Annotated in this window: 19 protein-coding genes; 6 read left to right on the forward strand and 13 right to left on the reverse strand. The window is 65.0% G+C overall.

Annotated features, from left to right (window positions below; all coding sequences use genetic code 11):
* Window positions 1–108: 108 nt before the first annotated feature.
* The 4 genes from BJA_RS31510 to BJA_RS31525 form a co-directional block, all read right to left on the reverse strand.
* Complete coding sequence (locus tag BJA_RS31510) at window positions 109–762, reverse strand: ubiquinol-cytochrome c reductase iron-sulfur subunit (protein ID WP_011088961.1); 654 nt, start codon at window positions 760–762, stop codon at window positions 109–111.
* A gap of 246 nt (window positions 763–1,008) precedes the next feature.
* Window positions 1,009–1,473, reverse strand: coding sequence for a group III truncated hemoglobin (locus BJA_RS31515; protein ID WP_011088962.1), 465 nt, complete (start codon window positions 1,471–1,473; stop codon window positions 1,009–1,011).
* A gap of 139 nt (window positions 1,474–1,612) precedes the next feature.
* Complete coding sequence (locus BJA_RS31520) at window positions 1,613–2,464, reverse strand: 3-hydroxybutyryl-CoA dehydrogenase (RefSeq protein WP_011088963.1); 852 nt, start codon at window positions 2,462–2,464, stop codon at window positions 1,613–1,615.
* A 264-nt stretch (window positions 2,465–2,728) separates the two neighbouring features.
* Window positions 2,729–4,207, reverse strand: a complete 1,479-nt coding sequence (locus BJA_RS31525) for an FAD-binding oxidoreductase (protein ID WP_011088964.1) — start codon at window positions 4,205–4,207, stop codon at window positions 2,729–2,731.
* 227 nt (window positions 4,208–4,434) lie between these two features.
* Here BJA_RS31525 and hisC point away from each other — a divergent pair, with 227 nt between their 5' ends.
* Window positions 4,435–5,487 carry a histidinol-phosphate transaminase gene (gene hisC / locus BJA_RS31530; RefSeq protein ID WP_011088965.1) on the forward strand — a complete coding sequence of 351 codons (1,053 nt, stop codon included), beginning with the start codon at window positions 4,435–4,437 and terminating at the stop codon, window positions 5,485–5,487.
* A 128-nt stretch (window positions 5,488–5,615) separates the two neighbouring features.
* A complete protein-coding gene (locus BJA_RS31535) occupies window positions 5,616–6,314 on the forward strand; it encodes an ABC transporter permease (protein WP_011088966.1) in 699 nt (232 codons plus the stop codon).
* Here the strand turns inward: BJA_RS31535 and BJA_RS31540 are convergent.
* Window positions 6,288–7,097 (reverse strand): extracellular solute-binding protein, encoded by an 810-nt coding sequence (locus tag BJA_RS31540; RefSeq protein ID WP_038966748.1) that lies wholly within the window; start codon window positions 7,095–7,097, stop codon window positions 6,288–6,290. The genes BJA_RS31535 and BJA_RS31540 overlap by 27 nt on opposite strands.
* Window positions 7,098–7,395: 298 nt before the next feature.
* Here BJA_RS31540 and BJA_RS31545 point away from each other — a divergent pair, with 298 nt between their 5' ends.
* The 4 genes from BJA_RS31545 to BJA_RS31560 all read left to right on the forward strand — a co-directional run bounded on the left by BJA_RS31545 (window position 7,396) and on the right by BJA_RS31560 (window position 12,366).
* A complete protein-coding gene (locus BJA_RS31545; protein ID WP_038966767.1) occupies window positions 7,396–8,661 on the forward strand; it encodes a hypothetical protein in 1,266 nt (421 codons plus the stop codon).
* 62 nt (window positions 8,662–8,723) lie between these two features.
* Window positions 8,724–9,008 carry a TonB-dependent receptor plug domain-containing protein gene (locus BJA_RS31550; RefSeq protein ID WP_178372677.1) on the forward strand — a complete coding sequence of 95 codons (285 nt, stop codon included), beginning with the start codon at window positions 8,724–8,726 and terminating at the stop codon, window positions 9,006–9,008.
* A 168-nt stretch (window positions 9,009–9,176) separates the two neighbouring features.
* Complete coding sequence (locus tag BJA_RS31555) at window positions 9,177–10,061, forward strand: subclass B3 metallo-beta-lactamase BJP-1 (RefSeq protein ID WP_011088970.1); 885 nt, start codon at window positions 9,177–9,179, stop codon at window positions 10,059–10,061.
* Between the two features lie 295 nt (window positions 10,062–10,356).
* Complete coding sequence (locus BJA_RS31560; RefSeq protein WP_063921504.1) at window positions 10,357–12,366, forward strand: putative bifunctional diguanylate cyclase/phosphodiesterase; 2,010 nt, start codon at window positions 10,357–10,359, stop codon at window positions 12,364–12,366.
* A gap of 2 nt (window positions 12,367–12,368) precedes the next feature.
* Here the strand turns inward: BJA_RS31560 and BJA_RS31565 are convergent, their stop codons facing one another.
* The 8 genes from BJA_RS31565 to BJA_RS31600 are packed head-to-tail and all read right to left on the reverse strand — an operon-like array spanning window position 12,369 to window position 20,731.
* Window positions 12,369–13,088, reverse strand: a complete 720-nt coding sequence (locus BJA_RS31565) for an ABC transporter ATP-binding protein (RefSeq protein ID WP_038966750.1) — start codon at window positions 13,086–13,088, stop codon at window positions 12,369–12,371.
* Entirely contained in the window at window positions 13,081–13,836 is a 756-nt protein-coding gene (locus BJA_RS31570) for an ABC transporter ATP-binding protein (protein WP_011088973.1), read from the reverse strand. The genes BJA_RS31565 and BJA_RS31570 overlap by 8 nt, the downstream gene beginning before the upstream one ends.
* Window positions 13,833–14,831, reverse strand: coding sequence for a branched-chain amino acid ABC transporter permease (locus BJA_RS31575; RefSeq protein WP_011088974.1), 999 nt, complete (start codon window positions 14,829–14,831; stop codon window positions 13,833–13,835). Before BJA_RS31575 ends, BJA_RS31570 begins: the two co-directional genes overlap by 4 nt.
* The gene (locus BJA_RS31580) at window positions 14,828–15,703 is read right to left on the reverse strand and encodes a branched-chain amino acid ABC transporter permease (RefSeq protein ID WP_038966751.1); all 876 of its coding nucleotides are present in this window, start codon (window positions 15,701–15,703) and stop codon (window positions 14,828–14,830) included. The genes BJA_RS31575 and BJA_RS31580 overlap by 4 nt, the downstream gene beginning before the upstream one ends.
* An 11-nt stretch (window positions 15,704–15,714) precedes the next feature.
* Window positions 15,715–16,956 carry an ABC transporter substrate-binding protein gene (locus BJA_RS31585; protein WP_011088976.1) on the reverse strand — a complete coding sequence of 414 codons (1,242 nt, stop codon included), beginning with the start codon at window positions 16,954–16,956 and terminating at the stop codon, window positions 15,715–15,717.
* Between the two features lie 21 nt (window positions 16,957–16,977).
* Entirely contained in the window at window positions 16,978–19,353 is a 2,376-nt protein-coding gene (locus tag BJA_RS31590; RefSeq protein ID WP_011088977.1) for a xanthine dehydrogenase family protein molybdopterin-binding subunit, read from the reverse strand.
* Window positions 19,350–19,874: a (2Fe-2S)-binding protein gene (locus tag BJA_RS31595; protein ID WP_011088978.1), complete on the reverse strand. Its 525-nt coding sequence runs from the start codon at window positions 19,872–19,874 to the stop codon at window positions 19,350–19,352. Before BJA_RS31595 ends, BJA_RS31590 begins: the two co-directional genes overlap by 4 nt.
* Window positions 19,871–20,731: an FAD binding domain-containing protein gene (locus BJA_RS31600; RefSeq protein ID WP_011088979.1), complete on the reverse strand. Its 861-nt coding sequence runs from the start codon at window positions 20,729–20,731 to the stop codon at window positions 19,871–19,873. The genes BJA_RS31595 and BJA_RS31600 overlap by 4 nt, the downstream gene beginning before the upstream one ends.
* Between the last annotated feature and the right edge of the window lie 9 nt (window positions 20,732–20,740).

The following is a 20,740-nucleotide window of genomic DNA, read 5'->3' on the forward strand; positions in this document are numbered from 1 at the left end:
CTTTTTCATCCGTTTGAATTCTTGTGTTGAATTCTTTTCGTTCGTCCCGTCGTCCGCCCGTCGGCGGATGCGACCTCTCGTGACGCGGGCACAACCCGCGACCGTCCATCATCCTGGCTGCGCGCCACCTACCTTTCCGATGAAGTTTCCGGCGACGCTGAGCGAACCTTCAGCGAACGCCAGTGGCAGCGCCGCGAGCCGTCGCGGTGCCGGCCCGAACACGACCTGCGCGCCCGCGCGAGGATCGTATTCGGAGTTGTGGCACATGCACTTGAGCACCTCCTTGTCGCCGACGTCGCTCTTCACCCAGGCGGTGACGGGACAACCGGCATGGGCGCAGATCGCCGAATAGGCGATGATGCCGTCGACGGCGCGCGCGCGGGTCTGCTCGTCGAGCTCGGCGGGATCGAGCCGGATGACCAGGATCTCGTTGAGCCGCGAGGCGCTGCGCACGACCGAGGTCTTGGGATCCTTCGGCCAGGCATGCACCGGCGGCCCGCCGGCCTGCAGGTCGGCCGCCGTGATCAGCTTTCCCTCCTGGTCACCTTCGGAGAAGACGAGCACATCGCCCTTCTGCGGTCGTTCGTCGGAGCCGGGCGGATCCTCGCCTGCGCGCGCCGATGCGGAACAGCCGAGGCAGGCGGTGGTGGCGAGCGCACCCAGCAGCAGCGTTCGCCGCGTCTGCTCTGCGCCCGCGTCAACTTCAGGTTCCGCAGGGTTCTCGGAAGATGAGGAATTGATGTTGAACGATGCGCGCGACATGCCCGCTAGCAGGCGCTGGAACTCTGCCGAAAAAAAGGCGAAGAATTGGCGCCGCAGTGCATCAATATGGCTCTGCTCGCTTTGATTGAACGAGAGTGAACGCGTTCAAACGTATTTTCACCAGTTCTACGCCGCACCACGCGAGCGGCATGATGATTTTGCAGATCAGACCGATGATGTTGGAATTGGTGCAACGCGCCATCGCGCGATGTGAGCTGCACGTTTCTCAGGCAGGCATTTTGTGTTTCACGATCTGAGCACGTGACGTGGCGAAGCGATGCGGCCTGCGACGGTTGCCGACGCCATTTCAAAACTGTCGGCGATGCGCCGTGCCTTGTCGATGAAGAGCGCAGCCGCCGCGGGCGGACAGACGTCGCGCGCGGTCTGCTCGAACAGATCGAGCCAGCGGTCGAAATGATCACCGACAAGGCCGAGCGGCAGATGCGCACGCATCGGCGAGCCATGATAGCGGCCGCTCATCAGCACGACTGACGACCAGAAGTCTCCGAGCTTGGCGAGATGCTCGTCCCAATTCTGCACGACCGCGAACACCGGCCCCAGCAGCGCGTCCTCGCGCACGCGCCCGTAAAAGCGGGTGACGAGTTCCGCGATCATCTCTTCGGTGATCCCGGTGCGCTCGATCGCATCCTGGGTCAGCAGGTTCCGGCGCGCGGCTGCCGCCTCACGCTCGGCCTTCAGTCGATCCGACATTGTCCTTTGTTATCCGTTCCGTTGTTCCCGCGGGCCGCCCGTTCGACATTGTCGGGCCAATTGCGCGCGACGTCTTTGTCGCAGCGCAAATTGCGCGAGGGGCGGCGAGGCTCGAAGGCCCCGCCGCCTACGCCTGTCATCAGGCGCCGTAAGTGTAGAAACCCTGCCCGGTCTTGCGGCCGAGATGGCCGGCATCGACCATTTCCTTCAGCAAGGGGGCCGGACGGTATTTGGGGTCGTTGAAGCCTTTGTAAAAGACCTCCATCACCGACAACATGGTGTCGAGCCCGACAAGATCGGCGAGCGCCAGCGGCCCGATCGGATGGTTGCAGCCGAGCTTCATGCCGGCGTCGATCTCTTCCGCCGTCGCGATCCCCTCCTGGAGGGCGAAGATCGCCTCGTTGATCATCGGGCAGAGGATGCGGTTGACCGCGAAGCCCGGACTGTTCTTGGCCGTGATCGCCACCTTGCCGACGCGCTGGGCGAAATCGAGCGCCTTGGCGTGGGTGTCGTCGGAGGTCTGCAGGCCGCGGATGAGCTCGAGCAGCGCCATCACCGGCACAGGATTGAAGAAGTGCATGCCGATGAAGCGGTCGGGGCGATCGGTTGCGGCGGCAAGCTTCGTGATCGAGATCGACGAGGTATTGGTTGCAACGAGCGTGCGCGGCGACAGCGTCGCACAGAGGTCCTTCAGGATCTTGACCTTGAGCTCCTCGTTCTCGGTGGCGGCCTCGATCACCAGGTCGCAATCGGCCAGCTTCGCCCGATCGGTGGTGCCGGTGATGCGCTTGAGCGTCGCCTCGCGGTCGGCCGCCGACATCTTCTCCTTCTTGACCAAGCGCTCGAGGCTGCCGCCGACGGTCGAAAGCCCGCGGTTCACCGCCGCATCGGAAATGTCGACCATCACGACCGAGAGCCCGGCCGCGGCGCAGATTTGCGCGATGCCGTTCCCCATGGTCCCTGCCCCGATGATGCCAACGGTTTGGATCATTGCGTCACATCCTTCTCATCCTTGCGGGCGTGCCGGTAGCGGCGCGGCCCCATTGTTCCTGCATCAGGGTCTAGCACCGCCGCGGGGGAGGCGCGACCTGATCCTGCCCCTTCCTTAAAGCATCCATCGCGGGAATAAAGCCGCAAAAGGGCATGATTTGGAGGCCTCGGGCCCGTTTGGCCCGCGCCATGCGGCGCATGCGCCCGTCCAGGCTGCGGTCAGGACCGGATCGATCAGCGGAGGCAACCTGCGGCGTCAGTCGCCTCATCCGAGACGGAGCATCTTGCCCGGATTCATGATGTTCTTGGGGTCGAGCGCCCGCTTGATCGTACGCATGATGTCGAGCTCGGTCCTGGAGCGATAGTGCTGGAGCTCGTCGAGCTTCTCGATGCCGATGCCGTGCTCGGCCGAGATCGAGCCGGCCATGGACGTGATCAGGTCGTTGACGACCCGCGTGATTGCCGCGGAGTACTGGTTGAGCATGTCGCGATCCATGCCCTTCGGACCCATGAAGGAGAAGTGCACATTGCCGTCGCCGATGTGACCGAGCGGATAGGGGCGGATCGTCGGCAGGATGTCGAGCACGGCCTTGAGGCCCCTGTCGATGAACTCGGGAATCCGCGAGATTGCGACCGACACGTCGTAGCTCAGGCCCGGCCCCTCAGCGCGCGATGCGTCGGCCACGCTCTCGCGAATGCGCCACATGTTGCGCGATTGCGCTTCGGTTTGCGCGATCACCGCATCGAGCACTCGGCCCGCCTCGAGCTGATCGGCCAAGAACTGCTCCATCCGGTCCGGCATGCCCGTGCCGCCGTCCTGCCGCGGCCGGGCCGACGACCATTCGAGAAGGAGATACCATTCGGTCTCGGCCTTGAGAGGGTCCTGGGTGCCGGGAATATGGCGCAGCACCATGTCGGTGCAGGCGCGGCTCATAAGCTCGCAGGAGCCGACATTGTCGTCGGACGCGGCATGCGCCTCCGACAGGAGCTCGATCGCCGCCCTGGGATCGCGGATCGCGAGCCATGCCGTGCACAAATCCTTCGGCGCGGGCCAGAGCTTCAGCACCGCCTTGGTGATGATGCCGAGCGTCCCCTCGGCACCCATGAACAGATGCTTGAGGTCATAGCCGGTGTTGTCCTTCTTGAGTGCGCGCAGCCCGTCCCAGACATCGCCGTTGGCCAGCACGACCTCGAGACCCAGCACCAGATTTCGCGCATTGCCGTAACGCAGCACCTGCACGCCGCCGGCGTTGGTGGAGAGATTGCCGCCGATCATGCACGAGCCCTGGGCACCGAGGCTGAGCGGAAAGAAGCGGTCGTGGCGCGCGGCCGTGTCCTGGAGCGTCTGGAGGATGCAGCCCGCCTCCACCGTCATGGCGTAGCCGACGGGATCGACATTCAGCACATGGTTCATGCGACCGAGCGACAGCACGATGCCGCGGTGCGCCGGCCACGGCGTGGCACCACCCATCAGGCCGGTGTTGCCGCCCTGCGGCACGATGGCAATGCCGTTGTCGTAGCAGAGCTTGACGACAGCGGAGACTTCCGCGGTATTGGCCGGACGCACGACCGCCGCGGCCTGCCCTGTCAGCTCGCCGCGCCAATCGGTCACGAACGGGCGCTTGTCCTGCTCGTCCAGGATCAGGCCCTTGTCGCCCACGATGGCTCGCAAGCGGTCGAGAATGGCTGGCGTCACGGGCGCAGTCGGAATGGAGGGAGCGATGAGAAGGGCTGCGCCGGGCATGTGTTCCTCGCTTTGCGGCTCTTCTGCGCAGCCTGGGGCGCGCCGGCCTTCGTTGTCGTTCTCAATTCTGGACGTTTGCGCGATGAGCCTAGCACGAAGGTAACGCTCGCGGGAACGTCCCCGGCTGCGACGCTTGCGCAAACCTGCCTCGGCTGCTGAACGGGAAGCGCACTTCCGTCGACGCCCGGCGTGCCTTACTGTGCCAAGATCAACCTGGATTGGAGATCATGAGCCGCTTCTGGAGTCCCGTCGTCCGCACGCTGTCGCCCTACGTCCCGGGCGAGCAGCCGAAGCAGGATGGCGTCGTCAAGCTCAATACCAACGAGAATCCCTATCCGCCCTCGCCGCGCGTGCTGGCCGCGATCGCGTCGGCTGCGGAGCGGCTGCGCCTTTATCCAGATCCGCGCGCCACGCGCCTGCGCGAGGCGATCGCGGCGTATTGCGATGTTGCGGCCGAGCAGGTGTTCGTCGGCAACGGCTCCGACGAGGTTCTGGCCCACACCTTCCCGGCCCTTCTGAAGCACGACAGGCCGCTTCTGTTTCCCGACGTCACCTACAGCTTCTACCCGGTCTATTGCCGCCTCTATGGCGTCGCTCACGAGGAGGTGCCGCTCGATGCCGCGATGCGGATCGAGATCGCCGACTACAGGCGGCCGTCGAGCGCCATTCTGCTCTGCAATCCGAACGCGCCCACCGGCATCGCCCTTCCGCGCGACGCGGTCGCGGCACTGCTCGCCGAAAACCCGGACCGGCTGGTGGTGGTGGACGAGGCCTATGTCGATTTCGGCGCCGAGAGCGCCGTGCCGCTCGTTGCGCACCACGACAATCTGCTCGTCATCCAGACCTTCTCGAAGTCGCGCGCGCTCGCAGGCTTGCGGGTCGGATTTGCCATCGGCCAGCGGCCGCTGATCGAGGCGCTGGAGCGCGTGAAGGACAGCTTCAACTCCTATCCCGTCGATTGCCTCGCCATCGCCGGCGCCGTCGCCGCGATCGAGGACGAGGCATGGTTCCTCGAGAGCCGCACCCGCATCATCGCGAGCCGCGACGTGCTCACGCGCGATCTCGCGCAACTCGGCTTCGAGGTGCTGCCGTCGCTTGCGAACTTCGTGTTCGCGCGTCATCGGCGCCGGAGCGGTGCCGATCTCGCGGCCGCCCTTCGCCAGCGCGGCGTGCTGGTCCGCCATTTCAAGAAGCCGCGCATCGAGGACTTCCTGCGCATCACGGTCGGAACGGATGAGCAGTGCGGCCGGCTGATTGAAGTGCTGCGCGAGTTGATCTAGTTGAGGGCATGCGGCGGCCCGCCGCTTGCTCACCACAATGGAAGTTGCAGGGACCAGTCTGTGACGCGCCTTTGCCGCCTCGACATCGACGCCCCGGAGGCCGCCCGAACATTGAAGTTCAGGCGCGGATGAACGACTTCGCACGATCCGTTGGTGCCGCCTTCGCGCTGATCGGCGAGGCCGATTCCGAGCTTGTGGGCATCGTCGCCTTGTCGGTGCGCGTCAGCCTGACCGCGAGCATCGTCGCGCTCCTGATCGGCGCACCGTTCGGCGCCTTGCTCGCGATCGCCCGTTTTCGCGGACGTCAGGTCATCATCGTGCTGACCAATGCGCTGCTCGGCCTGCCGCCGGTCGTGGTCGGGCTCGCGCTCTATCTGCTGCTGTCACGGTCCGGCCCGCTCGGGGCGGCCGGCCTGCTGTTCACGCCGGCGGCCATGGTGATCGCGCAGACGCTGCTCGCGACACCGATCGTGGTGGCGCTGGTGCACAGGCCGGCGAGCCTGCTCTGGGCGGAGTATGGCGATCTGGCGCGGATCGACGGGCTGTCGGTCCTGCGCAGCATGGGGCTCCTGTTCGCGCTGGGACGGACTTCGCTGCTGACGGCCTTTCTCGCGGCCTTCGGGCGCGCCATCGCCGAGGTCGGCGCCATCATCGTCGTCGGCGGCAACATCCGCGGCTTCACGCGCACGATGACGACCGCCATCGCGCTGGAAACCAGCAAGGGCGACCTGCCGCTGGCACTGGGGCTCGGGCTGATCCTGCTCGCGCTCAGTGTGGCGGTGTCGACCGTCGCTTTCCTGCTAGTTGGACGCGTTGGGGAAAAATAGCTGCTCGCCGCCGACCTTGTAGCCGGCAATCGCCTGCTGTCCCTTCGGGGAAACCAGCCAGTCGATGAAGGCCTGCCCATCCTGCGCCTTCACGTTGGAATGCTTTGCCGGATTCACGAGCATGACGCCGTACTGGTTGAAGAGCCGCTTGTCCCCCTCGGTCAGGACGGCGAGCTCGCCGCGGTTCCTGAACGACAGCCAGGTGCCACGATCCGACAGAAGATAGGCGTTCGAGGACGAGGCCATGTTCAGCGCCGGCCCCATGCCCTGACCGATCTCGCGATACCAACTGTCCTTGCCGGCACTGAGATCGACGCCTGCCTCTTTCCACAATCTCAGCTCGGCTGCGTGCGTGCCGGACTTGTCGCCGCGCGAGATAAACGGCGCCTTCGCCGCCGCGATCTTGCGCAGCGCGTCAGCGACGTCCTTGCCGCCGCCAATTCGCGCCGGATCGCTCTTCGGCCCGACGATGACGAAGTCGTTGTACATGACGTCGAAACGCTTCACGCCCTGCCCTTCGGACATGAACTGGTCTTCGGCGGGCCTGTCATGGACGAACACCACGTCGGCATCGCCTCTCCGCCCGATATCCAGCGCCTGGCCGGTGCCGACGGCTACGACCTTCACGTTGATGCCCTCGGCCTTCGAGAACAGCGGCAGCAAATAGCCGAACAGACCCGACTGTTCCGTCGATGTCGTCGAGGCCACGATGATGGTGCGATCCTGCGCAAATGCGCATGTTGACCAGACCAGAACCGCTGCGATGGCGGCAAGCTTCCTCATTGTGACGTCCTCGCTCCCCAGACATCTCAAACTACGCGGGGAGGATGACGCAGGGAAGCCCGACGTTCGGCGGCGCGGTTGCACTGTGGTTGGAGTCACAATGGCGAACGGCGATAATGCAGGTGTCATTGCGACCGCAGCTTCTCGCGCGATGGTGTGCGGATGTTCTGCAATTGGTCCCACCCAGATTGACATCGGTGTGGCGGCCGGGGCAGTTTTCCATATTGCTGGCGAATCAGCGATTGCCTCACGCCGAGTACCTCTTGGACAACTCCCTGTGCTTTCGAGACTGATATCGTTGCTGCGCCGCATCCCTGCGGTGAAATGGGCGTTTACGAGGCTTCGGCCCTTGCCGCACGGCGGCAGCATTGACGCCGCGCCGATCGCCACGGACGATTCGCCTGCCATCGTCGTCGACGTTGCAGAGGCCGCGCGCACTCCCGACATCAGCATCAGCGCCGATCCAACGCTCAGCGACCCGGGCACCGCGGTTGCGGATCCGGTCGCCGAGGACGACACCGCGATCTCTGTCATCGCGGAGAGTCCGCCGACGGTGCAAACTGATACCAGCGACAGCGACGGTTCATCCCCGGAGACGCCGACGGAGGTCAACGCGGTCGTCGTGGAGGGGGCTTCGATCTCGTCTGTCGACGAGGAGACCGGGCCCGTTGATGTTCCCGAACTCACCGTCAGCGAGGCCGCACCTGCGGAACTCGGGACGGACGTCGAGTCGGTCGGCGCCGAAAAGGCCTCAGTCCCGTCTGTCGACGTCGATAGCGCGCCGGTCGACATTCCCGAACTCATCGTCAGTGGCAGTCCATCTCGCGAGTTCTCGGCCGGCGTTGAGCCCGTCGTCGCCGAGGCGGCACCGGTTTCGTCCGTCGACGTTGAAATCGCTCCGGCTGCTACCCTCGACGTCGTCGTCAGCCACGAGCCACCTCCTAGCGTCCTCGTGGATGTTGAGCCGGCCGTCGTGGACGACCCGCCTGTCGCTCTTGTCGAGATCGAGGTCTCTGCGGCTGATATCCCAGCCGTCAGCGTCGACAGCGGGTCAACCGCCGACGTCGCCATGGAGATCGAGCCGGTCCCCGCAAGCGATCCCGCACCAGTCACAGCGGTCGCCACGGAGGACACTTCTGCCGCCACCTCCGGGGTCGACGCGGACATCGTGCCGGAGCCGATCCTTGCGTCTCCCGCACCGGAGATCCGCAACGCACCGAAAGTTCGCGCAAAAGCGACGGAACCCGTCGATCGCGCGGCGCTGATCCGGCAGCGCTGGGCGGAGACCGGGATCAGGATGTGGAATCCGCGGCTTCACGGCACCGGCGATGCCACGCTGAACATCCAGGGCCGGGTCGAGCTGCTGCCGCCCGCGCCCGGCGAGACGATGCCGCGCTACGACAAGCTCGAGTTCAGGATGCTGGGCGGGCAGATCGTTTGCGAGGGCGTCATCGTCGAGGCGCCCGCACAGGCGAGCCATCGCAGCTTTACCCGGCTCGCCGAGCCAGGGAAGCCAGACCGGGTCCGCGAGCCGGTGCGGGAACGCCAGGCCGCTCTCGCCTGATCCTTTTCCCTGCGGGGATACTCGCCATATGCTAGGCTGACGCCCCGGATATGGGAGATCGCATGCCCGCGGCATCGTTGCGATTGATCGTGATCGTCGCCCTCTGCATCTCGCAAGGAGCATTGGCGGCGTCCAGTAAGCGGTCGCGCCACGTTCCGGCAACGGCACCCGCCGTCGATCCCGCGGCGCCCTACAAAGCCGACCGGCTCTCGTCCTCGCGTGGCGAGACGATCCTCAATACGCCCGGCCAGACCACCGTGCTCACGCGGCAGGTCCTCGACGACATGAAGGCGACGAGCCTGCGGGACGCAATGCGCTCGACCGCCGGCGTGACGATCGGGCGATAGGCTCGCGCTCAGCTTTCACCAAACGCACCGATATTCCCGCACGGCCCATGAATTTTTGCGGACACGTGGCAGTTGCCCTGAGCGCCAGCCACGACGTAACTTGCGCACCGCTCGGGCCACAACGCCCGCGCCAGACCAAAACGCCAAGAACACTGTGGGAGGTAAACTATGAGAAGGCTGACGGCCGCGCTGTGTGCTCTGACCCTGCTCTCGACTGGCGCGCAGGCGCAAACCATCAAGGATTTTCTGGCAGTCGCCATGAAGAAATGGACGGCGCCGTTCGAGCCGTTCCAGCTCATCGACAACATCTACTATGTCGGAACCGACGGCATTGCCGTCTATGTCATCAAGACATCGCAGGGCCTGATCCTGATGGACACGGCGATGCCCCAGTCAACCGGCATGATCAAGGACAATATTGCGAAGCTCGGCTTCAAGGTTGCCGATATCAAGCTCATCCTCAACACGCACGCGCATCTCGACCACACCGGCGGCTTCGCCGAGATCAAGAAGGAGACCGGCGCGCAGCTCGTTGCCGGCGAGCGCGACAAGCCACTGCTCGAAGGCGGCTACTATCCGGGTGACGAGAAAAACGAGGACCTCGCCTTCCCCGCGGTGAAAGTCGATCGCGCGGTGAAGGAAGGCGACAGGGTCACGCTCGGAGACACCACGCTGACGGCACACGCAACACCCGGCCACTCGCCGGGCTGCACCAGCTGGGAGATGACCGTCAAGGACGGCAAGGAGGACCGCGAGGTGCTGTTCTTCTGTAGCGGCACGGTGGCGCTGAACCGGCTGGTCGGCCAGCCGACCTATGCCGGCATCGTCGACGACTACCGCGCGACTTTCGCCAAGGCCAAGGCGATGAAGATCGACGTGCTGCTCGGGCCGCATCCGGAAGTCTATGGCATGCAGGCCAAGCGCGCAGAGATGAAGGATGGCGCGCCGAACCCGTTCATCAAGCCGGGCGAGCTCGTGACCTACGCGACCAGCCTGTCGGAGGATTTCGACAAGCAGCTCGCCAAGCAGACCGCGGCGCTGGAGAAGAAATAGCGTCATCAGATGCTGCCTTCCACCTCTCCTCGGGCGGGGAGAGGTGCGGCAACAGGTTGCGGCGACACACATGGTTAGCAGAGTGTAGCCGCAGCCTTGCAGTACTTTGCACTCGTTACTGCTCGTTTCCATGGCCTCATATCGTTAACGCGACCTCACCAACGCACGCGAGCGGAACGGCTGCGGCAGCGTGCAACCAGCGCTAGCCTTTCCGCACGAAACTCGTCTAACGCGCCCTTTACCCCCGCTGTGCAAGATCGCCCTCGTTTTGAAGGGATCCGGGGCGCGTATTTCAATGCCTGTCGCCAATTTGAAGTCTCACTTCGCCGCCGCCATGCGGCTGTTTCGCGTACCGACGGACAACCCGGACCTGACGCGCGCGCAGTTCGACGCCTTCTCCAAGCAGGTCCCGCTGCTCTACTTCATTCTCATGAGCAACACGATCGCGGTCGCCTACACATATGTGAACGTGGCGCCGGACTGGTTGACGATGATCGTGCCGAGCGTGCTGACCGTGCTTGCGGCCCTGCGCACCTTCTGGTGGCTGCGCCAGCGTCACCTCGTGCGCAGCGACGCCGACATCCTGCGCAATCTGCGCGCCACCAACTGGATGACATTGCCGATCGGCGCAGGCTTCACCATCTGGTCCTTCGCCCTCTACCCTTACGGCGATCCTTTCGCCAAGAGCCAGGTCGCCTTCTACATGGCGGTGACCGTGATCGGCTGCATCTTCTCGCTGATGCATCTGCGCTCCGCGGCGCTGATCGTGACGCTGGTCGTCGACGTGCCCTATGTGCTGTTCTTCTGGGCCACCGGCGAGCCGACGCTGAAGGCGATCGCGGTCAACAATCTGCTGGTCTCCGGCGCGATGGTGACGGTGCTGTTCATCTACTATCGCGACTTCGCCGATCTCGTTGCCAGCCGCAAATCGCTGCTGGCGCAGCAGGCGGCGACCCAGGCACTCTCGGACGAGAACTTCCGCCTCGCCAATCTCGATTCCCTCACCGAGCTGCCGAACCGCCGCCGCTTCTTTGCCGAGCTGTCCAGCGCCTTCGTTGATGCCGAGCGCAGGAGCGTCCGCGTCGCGGTCGGGATCATCGATCTCGACGGCTTCAAGCCGATCAACGACAATTACGGGCACTCGGTCGGCGACCGCGTCCTGATCGAGGCGGGCCGACGCATCCGCGAGGCCTGCGAGGGCTTCGGCCCGCAGCGGGTGGAGTTCGCCCGGCTCGGCGGCGACGAGTTCGGTCTTGTCGTGTGCGGCGACCCCGAGGAGGCGGATCTGACGCGGCTCGGCGAACGCATCGGCGACCAGGTCAAGCTTCCCTACCAGCTCGACACCGCCCATACCGGTCTATCCTGCTCGATCGGCTTCGCATTGTTCCCGCAGTCGGCAACGACGGCGGAAGCGCTCTATGAATGCGCCGACTATTCGCTCTATCACGCCAAGCGCCATCTGCGCGGCCGCACCGTGATCTTCTCGAGCGAGCTCGAGGCCGAGATCCGCAGCCGTGGCGTCATCGAGAATCTGCTGCGCACCGCCGATTTCAGCACCGAGATGGACCTGGTGTTCCAGCCGATCGTGGACGCCATGAGCGAGCACACTACCGGCTTCGAGGTCCTGGCGCGCTGGCACAGCTCCCGCCTCGGCCTGGTTTCGCCGGCCGACTTCATCCCGGCCGCCGAGCGCATCGGCCTGATCCGGCCGCTGACGCAGGCGCTTCTGATCCGCGCACTCGCGACGGCCAGGACCTGGCCCGACCACATCCGCCTGTCGTTCAACCTCTCCGCCCACGACATCTGCTCACCCGAAGGGATCCTGCCGCTGATCACCATCGTGGAGAAGAGCGGGCTGCCGCCACACCGGATCGATTTCGAGATCACCGAGACCGCCGTCACCTTCGACTTCGTGCGCGCGCAGCAGTCGATCGCGGCATTGAAGGCAATGGGCTGCGGCATTTCGCTGGACGATTTCGGCACCGGCTATTCCTCGCTGAGCCACGTGCACCGCCTGCCGCTCGACAAGATCAAGGTCGACCGCAGCTTCGTCGCCGACATCAACGACAATCCCGTCAGCCACAAGATCATCAAGTCGCTCACGGGCCTCTGCGACGACATGGAAATCGCCTGTGTGGTCGAGGGCGTCGAGACCCGCGCCCAGCTCGACAGCCTGCGCCGCCTGGGATGCGACTTCATCCAGGGCTACTATTTTGCAAAGCCCATGCGGGGCGATGCAATCGGCGAGTACCTCGCGAAGGAGCGGCAACGCCTCGACGGCGCCGAGGCCAAGGTCGTGGCCTGAGGTCACACCGCGCAGTAGCGCTCCTGAATGTCCTTGTCCGCCAGCAGCGCCGCGGCGCTGCTTTGATGCACGACCTCGCCCTGGTCGATGATCACGGCACGATCGGCAAGCCGCAGGGCCCATTCGACATTCTGCTCCACCAGAAGCAACGTCTTGCCTTCATCACGCAGGCGGCGGAACAACACGCCCATCTCCTCGACCAGCACAGGCATGATCCCCTCCGAGGGCTCATCGAGCAGGACCATCCTGGGCCTGGCGATCAGGGCGCGCGCGATCGCCAGCATCTGTTGCTCGCCGCCGGAGAGCGTCACGCCCTCCTGATCGAGGCGCTCCTTCAGGCGCGGAAAGGTCTCGGCGATCTCGTCGATCGCGGTACGCTCATCGATCTCGCTGCCGGCAGCAACCAGGCCGAGCCGCAGGTTCTCGCGCACGGACAGGCCAGGGACGATGCGGCGCTCTTCGGGCACATAAGCGAGGCCAAGATGAAAGCGCTGATGGGCGCGGAGCGGCAACAGCTCCCTGCCCGCAAAGCGCACGCGACCCGTCGCTTTCGGCATAAGGCCCATCATTGCCCGCAAGGTCGTGGTCTTGCCCGCGCCGTTGCGGCCGACGAGCGCAACCACTTCGCCCTCCTTCACCTGCAGGGAAATGCCGTGAAGGACATGGCTCGCGCCATACCAGGCGTGGAGGTTCTCGATTTCGAGCAGCGCGGTCTCAGCCATAGCCTTCACTCTGTCCGAGGTAGACCCGGCGGACTTCCGGATTGCTCCTGATCTCGTCGGGCGCGCCGTCCGCCAGCAGGCGGCCGTGATGCAGCACCACGACGCGCTTGGACAGGCCCAGCACCATCTTCATCTTGTGCTCCACCAGCAGCACGGTGCGCTTGTCGGCGAGCCGTTCGAGCAGCGCGACCATGTCCTTGGTCTCCTCCGGTCCCATGCCGGCGGTCGGCTCGTCGAGCAATAGCAATTCCGGCTCGGAGACCAGCGCAATCGCGATCTCCAGCGCGCGCTGCTGGCCATGCGACAGGAATTTCGCCACCTCGCTGCGCTTACCGAGCAGCCCGACGGCGTCTAGCGCGGCATCGGCCCGCACATTCAGCTCCGCCAGCCGGGCACGGTTGCGCCAGATGTCGTAGCTGACGGTCAGCGCCTGTGCTGCCACGCGCACGTTCTCGTGCACGGACAGGTCCGGGAAGATGTTGGTGATCTGGTAGGAGCGCGAGATGCCCTGATGCACGAAGCGATGCTGGGGCAGGCCATTCAGCTCGCGTCCCCTGAAGTGCAGCTTGCCCGAGGTCGGCGTCAACGCACCCGAGAGAATGTTGAAAAAGGTGCTCTTGCCGGCGCCGTTCGGCCCGATGATCGAGGTGAGCTGTCCCGCCGCAAAGGACACGGTGATGCCTTCGAGCGCGACGAAGCCTCCAAAGCGCTTGCCGATCCCCTCGGCGCGAAGCAACTCGCCGCTCATGGCCGTGCCTTTCCGATGCCGAGCGCATCGAGCAGCGTGCCCCAGATGCCCTTGGGCAGGAACAGCACGAAGAGGACGAAGATCGCGCCGACAAAGATCTGCCAATGCGGCGTCCAGAGCGAGATGACGTCCTCCAGGATCAGGAAGCTCGCCGCGCCGACGAACGGGCCGAAGAAGCTGCGGGCGCCGCCGAGCAACACCATCATCACGATCATGCCGGAGGTCTGGTAGTGCAGGATGTCCAGCGGCACGATCGACAGATGCAGCGCCAGCATGCAGCCGCCAAGCGAGGAGATCGCGCCCGACAGCATGAACACGATCAGCTTGCTGCGCTCGACGTCATAGCCGCAGGCCCGCGCCCGCTGCTCGTTCTCGCGGATCGCCTCGATCACGGCACCGAACGGCGAGTTCAGGATGCGCGACTGGAACCACAGCGCCAGCGCCGCGAAGACCATCAGCACGTAGTATTTGTTGATGGGGTCGAGGAAATTGACGGAAAGGCCGAACAGGTTGATGCGGTCGACGGTGAAGCCGCGCAGGCCGTTCTCGCCGCCGGTGAAGGACGAGGCCTGCAGCGCGACGTAATAGACGAGCTGGGCCAGCGCCAACGTTACCATGGAGAAGTAAATGCCACGGGTGCGTGTCGAGACGATGCCGATCGCAGCAGCGAGGCAGGTGCTGAGGAGCACGGCGATCGGCACCGCGGCGAACCAGGGCACGCCGTAGCGGCCGATCGCAATGCCGGTGAAGTAGGCGCCCGCGCCGAAGAAGGCGGCCTGGCCGAACGACAACAGCCCGGTGTAGCCGAACAACAGATTGTAGCCCATCACCACGACCCCGTAGATCAGGACGTTCACGGCCAGCGCCTGTGACGGCAGCAGCCAGGGCAGCACGGCAAGCACCGCGATCGGGAGCAGCACACGCTGGTCGAGAATCCAGGCGATCCCATTGCGCGAGGGCCGGGCTACCGACTCGCCGCTCGAAGGCAGCATCACGCGGTCCTCCCTCTGACGCCGAACAGGCCCTGCGGGCGGATCAGCAGCACCACCGCCATCAGCGCGAACATGACGATGGTCGCCATCTCAGGGGCGAACAGCGCGACCATGCTGATGGATATGCCGACCATGAGGCCGGCAACGACAGCCCCGACGATCGAACCAAGGCCACCGATCACGGTCACCACGAACGCCTCCGCAAGCACGAGCGAGCCCATCTCCGGATTGACGCTGCGCATGGGACCGGCGAGCACGCCGCCGAGCGCGGCGAGCCCGACGCCGAGGCCGAAGATCGCAAGCCAGACCCGGCCGATATCGACGCCGAGCACCTGCATGATGGTGGGATCGCGCGCGCCGGCGCGCACGATCAAGCCTATGCGGGACTTTTCCAGCGTCAGCCAGAGCACCAGCAGCACCACGGCCACCAGCGCGATGACGAACAGGCGGTAGCGCGGGAAGAAGCCGATGCCGAGATCAAGCACGCCGACCAGTTGCGGCGGGGTTGGAAACGGAATGCCGTCGCTCCCGAACACGATGCGCACACCTTCGACGAGGATGTAGCTGAGGCCGAAGGTGAGCAGCAACGGATCGTCGACCGAGCGTCCATAGAGCCTGCGGATCAGGACGAACTCGATCAGCATGCCGAAGGCGCCGATCAGGATGGGAGCGAGCAGCAGTCCCCACCAGAAGCTTCCGGTGAGCGACGCCAGATACAGCCCAGCATAGGCCCCGATCATGAACAGCGCGCCATGGGCGAAATTCACCACCCCGAGCATGCCGAACACGATCGTCAATCCAAGCGCAGTGATCACCAGGACCGCCCCAAGGGCGATCCCGGAGAGAAGCTGCATGATAGTCAGCGACAGGTCCATCGTCACAAGACTTACGTCGCGTGGCCGAGTTCGCTGCAGCTGCGCAGCATGTCGTCGGAGCCGGCGTCATTGGCGAGAATGGCGAACAGATCGTTGTCGTTGGCCATCGCGGACTTCTTCTTGGACTCCAGCACCAGCACCGACTGCACCGACTGATGATCGCATTTGCGGTAGTGCTGCGGCCCCTTGGTCAGATCGTACTGCAGCTTCTCCAGGGCATCGACGACCTTGTCGGTGTCGGTGCCGCCGGCGGCCTCGATGGCGGCCAGCAGCGATCCGACGCCAGAATAGCCATAGGCACCGTAATCGGTCGGGATCGCGCCGCCGTTGGCGGCCTTGAATGACGCGTTGAAGCTGGCTGCCGTCTTGCTCTGCGTCTCAAGGCCCCAATAATAGTTGGCACCGCCGACCACGCCCTCGAACACGTCAGGGCCAACCGCGAGGCGCTGGTTGTGCAGGATGACGGGCACGACGATCTTCATCTGCTGCTTCACGCCGAAATCGACCGCCTGCTTGATCGCGTTGGCCTGGTCCCGGCCGAAATTGGAGATGCAGAGCACGTCCGGTCGCATCGACATCAGCCGTGGCATGAAAGTGGAATAGTCGGCCGCCCCGAACGGATGCAGAATTTCACCGACAGTGTTAGCACCAATGGTCGTCTGCGCGCGCTTGAAGCCGCGCAGCATCTCATGGCCGTAGGCATAGTCGGCAACGAGATGGGCGACCTTCATGCCCTTCTTCAGGGTCTGCCGCGCTACCGCAGCGGTGGTCATGTGCGGGTTGAGCGCCTCGTGGAATGTGTACTTGCTGAAATCCTTGGCCTCGTTGATCGTGTCGGACTGACTGATCGAGACGTAGATCACGCCGCGGGCGCGGGTGACCTCGTTGACTGCGAGCTGCACGGCGCTGGAGAGCGCGCCGACCACCGCATGAACCTTGTCTTTCTCGATCAACTCCAGTGTGCGGGTCGCAGCTTCGCCCGCATTGAGCTTATCGTCGCGCACCAAGAGCTCGACCTTGCGGCCGCCGATGCCGCCCTTGTCGTTGACGAGCTTGACGGCGAGCTCGGCGCATCTGACCTGGTCGCGCGCTTCCGCTGCGAACGGGCCCGTCAGCGGCGTCGGGAAGCCAATGCGGATCGTCTCATCGGCGGCGCGGCCGAGCCGGGGCATCGCGAGCAGCGCCGCGCTGGCCGAGAGGCCGGCGAGTGCGGTGCGGCGAGTTATTTTCGGGGTCGAACCGGATTTAGGCATGATTTCCTCCAGGGTCTTTTTCTAGAAACGCTTCAGGGCTTTCAGGACTTTTGTCGGCGTGATCGGAATCGAGTTGATCGTGGCGCCGAACGGCGCGAGCGCGTCGTTGACCGCGTTGAGCACGCAAGCTGACGCCGCCGCCGTGCCGGCCTCGCCGACGCCCTTGGCGCCGAGCACGGTGTCGGCGGTCGGCGTCTCGACATGGCCGATGACGATGTCGGGCATCTCCATCGGCATGGGAACGAGGTAGTCGGCGAGCGAGCCATTCATGAGCTGACCGGTTTCGCTGTAGCGGCATTCCTCGAACAGCGCGGCACCCAGCCCCTGCACGACGCCGCCGCGGAGCTGCTCGTCCACCAGCATCGGATTGATGACGCGGCCGCAATCCTCGACGATGAAATGCTTCAGCACCTTGATGAAGCCGGTCTCGACATCGACCTCCAGCGAACAGCCCTGAATGCCGTTGGTGAAGGCGAAGGGATAACCCTGCGGGGCGAAGTGATGGCTTACCGTGAGCTGCGCCTGCGTGCCCGGCGGCAGCGTGTCGGAGCGGAAATAGGCGATGCGCGCGATCTCCGCGATCGGCATTCGCTGGTTCCGCGTCACCGCATCGACGACCTCGCCATCGATGATGTCGAGCGCAGATGGCTGCTCCTGGAGGATCAGCGCGGCGATCTCCAGAATATTGCGCTTGAGCGCACGCGTGGCCTGGAGCGCGGTTTCGCCGCCGATGCCGGCGCCGCGGCAGGCCCAGGTGGCGCCGCCATGCGGCGTCACCTCGGTATCGCCGGTGATGACCTTGACGCGCTCCTGCGCGAGGCCGAGCTGGTCAGCCACGATCTGGCTGATGATCGCCTCGGTGCCCTGCCCCTGCTCGGTGACCGAGATCAGGCAGCGCACCTCGCCCGACGGCGTCAGGCTGAGAATGGCGCCGTCCTGCGAGGAGATCCGCGCGCCTCCGACGCCATAGAAGGCCGGGCTCGGGTTGGTGATCTCGACAAAGGTGGCGATGCCAATGCCCCGATAGATGCCGCGCTTGCGCAAATTCGCCTGCTCGGCACGAAGCGCGTCATAATCCATCATCTCATGCAGGCGCTTCAGGCAGGCCTGATGGGACAGCGCCTCGAAGCGGTAGCCGGTCGGCGAGGTCTGCGGATAGGCATCATCGGCGATCACGTTCTGTGCGCGGATGGCAAAGGGATCGAGCCCGACCTTGGCTGCGGCCATATCCACCAGCCGCTCGGTGACGGCGCAAGCGATGGGATGGCCGACAGCGCGATACTGGCTGGTCTGCACCTTGTTCTGGAAGAGCACCTCCAGCGTGGCGCGATAGTTCCTGAAGCGATAGGGCGCGCCCATCAGGCGGATCACCTGATTGCCTTCGACCACGCTGGTGCGCGGATAGGTCGAGAACGCGCCGATCGCGGTCAGGTCAAGGACGTCCATCGCCAGGATTTCGCCCTTGGCATCGACCGCCATGCGGGCCCGGACGCGATGGTCGCGGGCATGGATGTCGGAGACAAAGGATTCAATGCGGTCGGCGACATATTTGACGGGGCGGCCGAGCAGGATCGAAAGGCCGACCACCGCCATGTCCTCGTGATAGACATGAAGCTTCATCCCGAAGGAACCGCCGATGTCGGTTGCGATGACGCGAACGCGGGCCTCGGGGATGCCGTAGTGGCGCGAATAGAGATCCTGGAACTGGTAAGGCGTCTGCGTCCCGTGATGCACCGTGAGCGCGCCGGCAGCGGGATCATAGTCGGCGACGATCGCGCGTGGCTCCAGCGTCACCGCGGTGTGGCGGCCGAAGGAGAATTCCTCCTCCACCACGTGGGCCGCATGCGCGAAGGCCTCGTCGACGGTGCCGTTGTCGAGCTGAGCGCGGAAGCAGGTGTTGTTGGCACTGCCGGGATTGATCACCGGCCCGCCCGCTTCCCGCGCACTGTCGATATCGACAACGAGGGGAAGATCCTCGTAATCGATCTCGATCAGTTCCAGCGCGTCTTCCGCGATCGCCCGGCTCTCGGCGACGACGGCGACCACGGCCTGCCCGGCCCAGACCACGCGATCCAGCGGTAACGGCAATTGCGGCGCCGAGGTCATACCCTTGAAATGATCGAGCGTGCCGGTCCAGGGCGTGCAGATTTTTGCGAGGTCCTCACCTGTGGCGACAAGATGCACGCCTTCGAGCGCACGGGTCTGCTCGGTGTTGACGGCGACGATCTTGGCGTGCGCATGCGGGCTGCGCAGGAACGCAGCGTACAGCATGCGCGGCAGGCGGAGATCGCTGACATAACGGCCGCGGCCGGCAAGCAACCGCTTGGCGTTCGGGCGTGGCACTGAACGGCCGATATAAGAGTTCGGGCGGTCGAGCGAGGTCAGAGGCGCGCTCATGTCGCGCCTCCGTTGTCGCTGCGCGCCTTGGCAACGGCATCGATGGCATCGACGATCGCCTCGTAACCGGTGCACCGACAATAATTACCCGACAGCGCGTCGCGGATCTCCTCGCGATTCGGCCGCGCCACCCGCGAGAGCAACTCGTTGGCGTTGACCAGCATGCCCGGCGTGCAGAAGCCGCATTGCAGTGCGTTGCGGCGATGAAATTCGGCCTGGAGGTCGGCGATCACGCCGCTTTCGGTGAGACCTTCGATGGTCTCGATCTTCGCACCGTCGGCCTGCACCGCGAACATCAGGCAGGAATGCACGGCGCGGCCATCGAGCTGCACGAGGCAGGCCCCGCAGGCGCCCATCTCGCAGCCGGCATGCGTCCCCGTCAGTTCGAGCGCATTGCGCAGGCAATCGACCAGCGTCTCGCGCGGCGCGACCTCGCAGGCAACCTTGCGGCCGTTGACGACGAGGCGGACCCGCACGGTCTCGTCGGCGTCCCCCAGCAGGGTTTCGTCGAAGCCGCTCATGCGCCGTCACCCAGACGTCCGAGCAGGCGTCCCAGCAGCACACGGGCGAGATGCAGCCGCATCGCCGGCGGCACCTCGTCGCTGTCAGGCGGCGCGAGATCGCCTTCGAGCGCGGCTTGGGCGACAGCGATACGCTCCGCATCGAGGGACGAGCCGATCAGGGTCGCCTCCGTTCCCTTCACCCGTGTCGGCTTATTGCCGACAGAGAAAAAGGAGATGCGGATGTCCTCGATGCGTTCGCCGGAGAAGGTCGCAAGCATGCCGCAGCCGACCAATGCATAGTCGCCGCGCCGCCGCGCCAGTTCGTCGAACGCAAAGCGCTGGTCGGCCTTGAACAGGGGAACGTAGACAGCGGTGATCAGCTCGCCGGGCTGCAAGGTCGTCTCGAACAGGTCGATGAAGAAATCGTCGGCTTTCACCCGCCGGGCGCCGGAAGGACCCACGACCTCGATCTCGGCATCAAGCGCCAGCGTCATCGCTGGAAATTCGGAAGCCGGGTCGGCAAGCGCAACGCTGCCGCCAAAGGTGCCGCGGTTGCGAATCGCGGGATGGGCGACGAACGGCGCCGCGGCTGCGAGCAGCGGCGCGAACTCGGCGATCAGCGGCTCGCTCAGCATCTCGCAATGGCGCGTCAGCGCGCCGATGCGCAAATAGCCGCCTTCGCGCCTGACGCCGCGCAGCTCGTCAATATGGGTGATGTCGATCAGGAGCCGCGGCGCCTGCAGCCGCAGCGACAAGGCCGGCACGAGGCTCTGGCCCCCGGCGATGAAGCGTGCCTCATCGCCGGCGCGCGCATGAGCGTCCAGCGCCTGGTCGATCGTCGCAGCACGAAAATAGCTGAAAGCCCTCGCCTTCACCGCCGTTTC

Source organism: Bradyrhizobium diazoefficiens USDA 110, from assembly GCF_000011365.1.
GTDB classification, from domain to species: Bacteria; Pseudomonadota; Alphaproteobacteria; order Rhizobiales; family Xanthobacteraceae; genus Bradyrhizobium; species Bradyrhizobium diazoefficiens.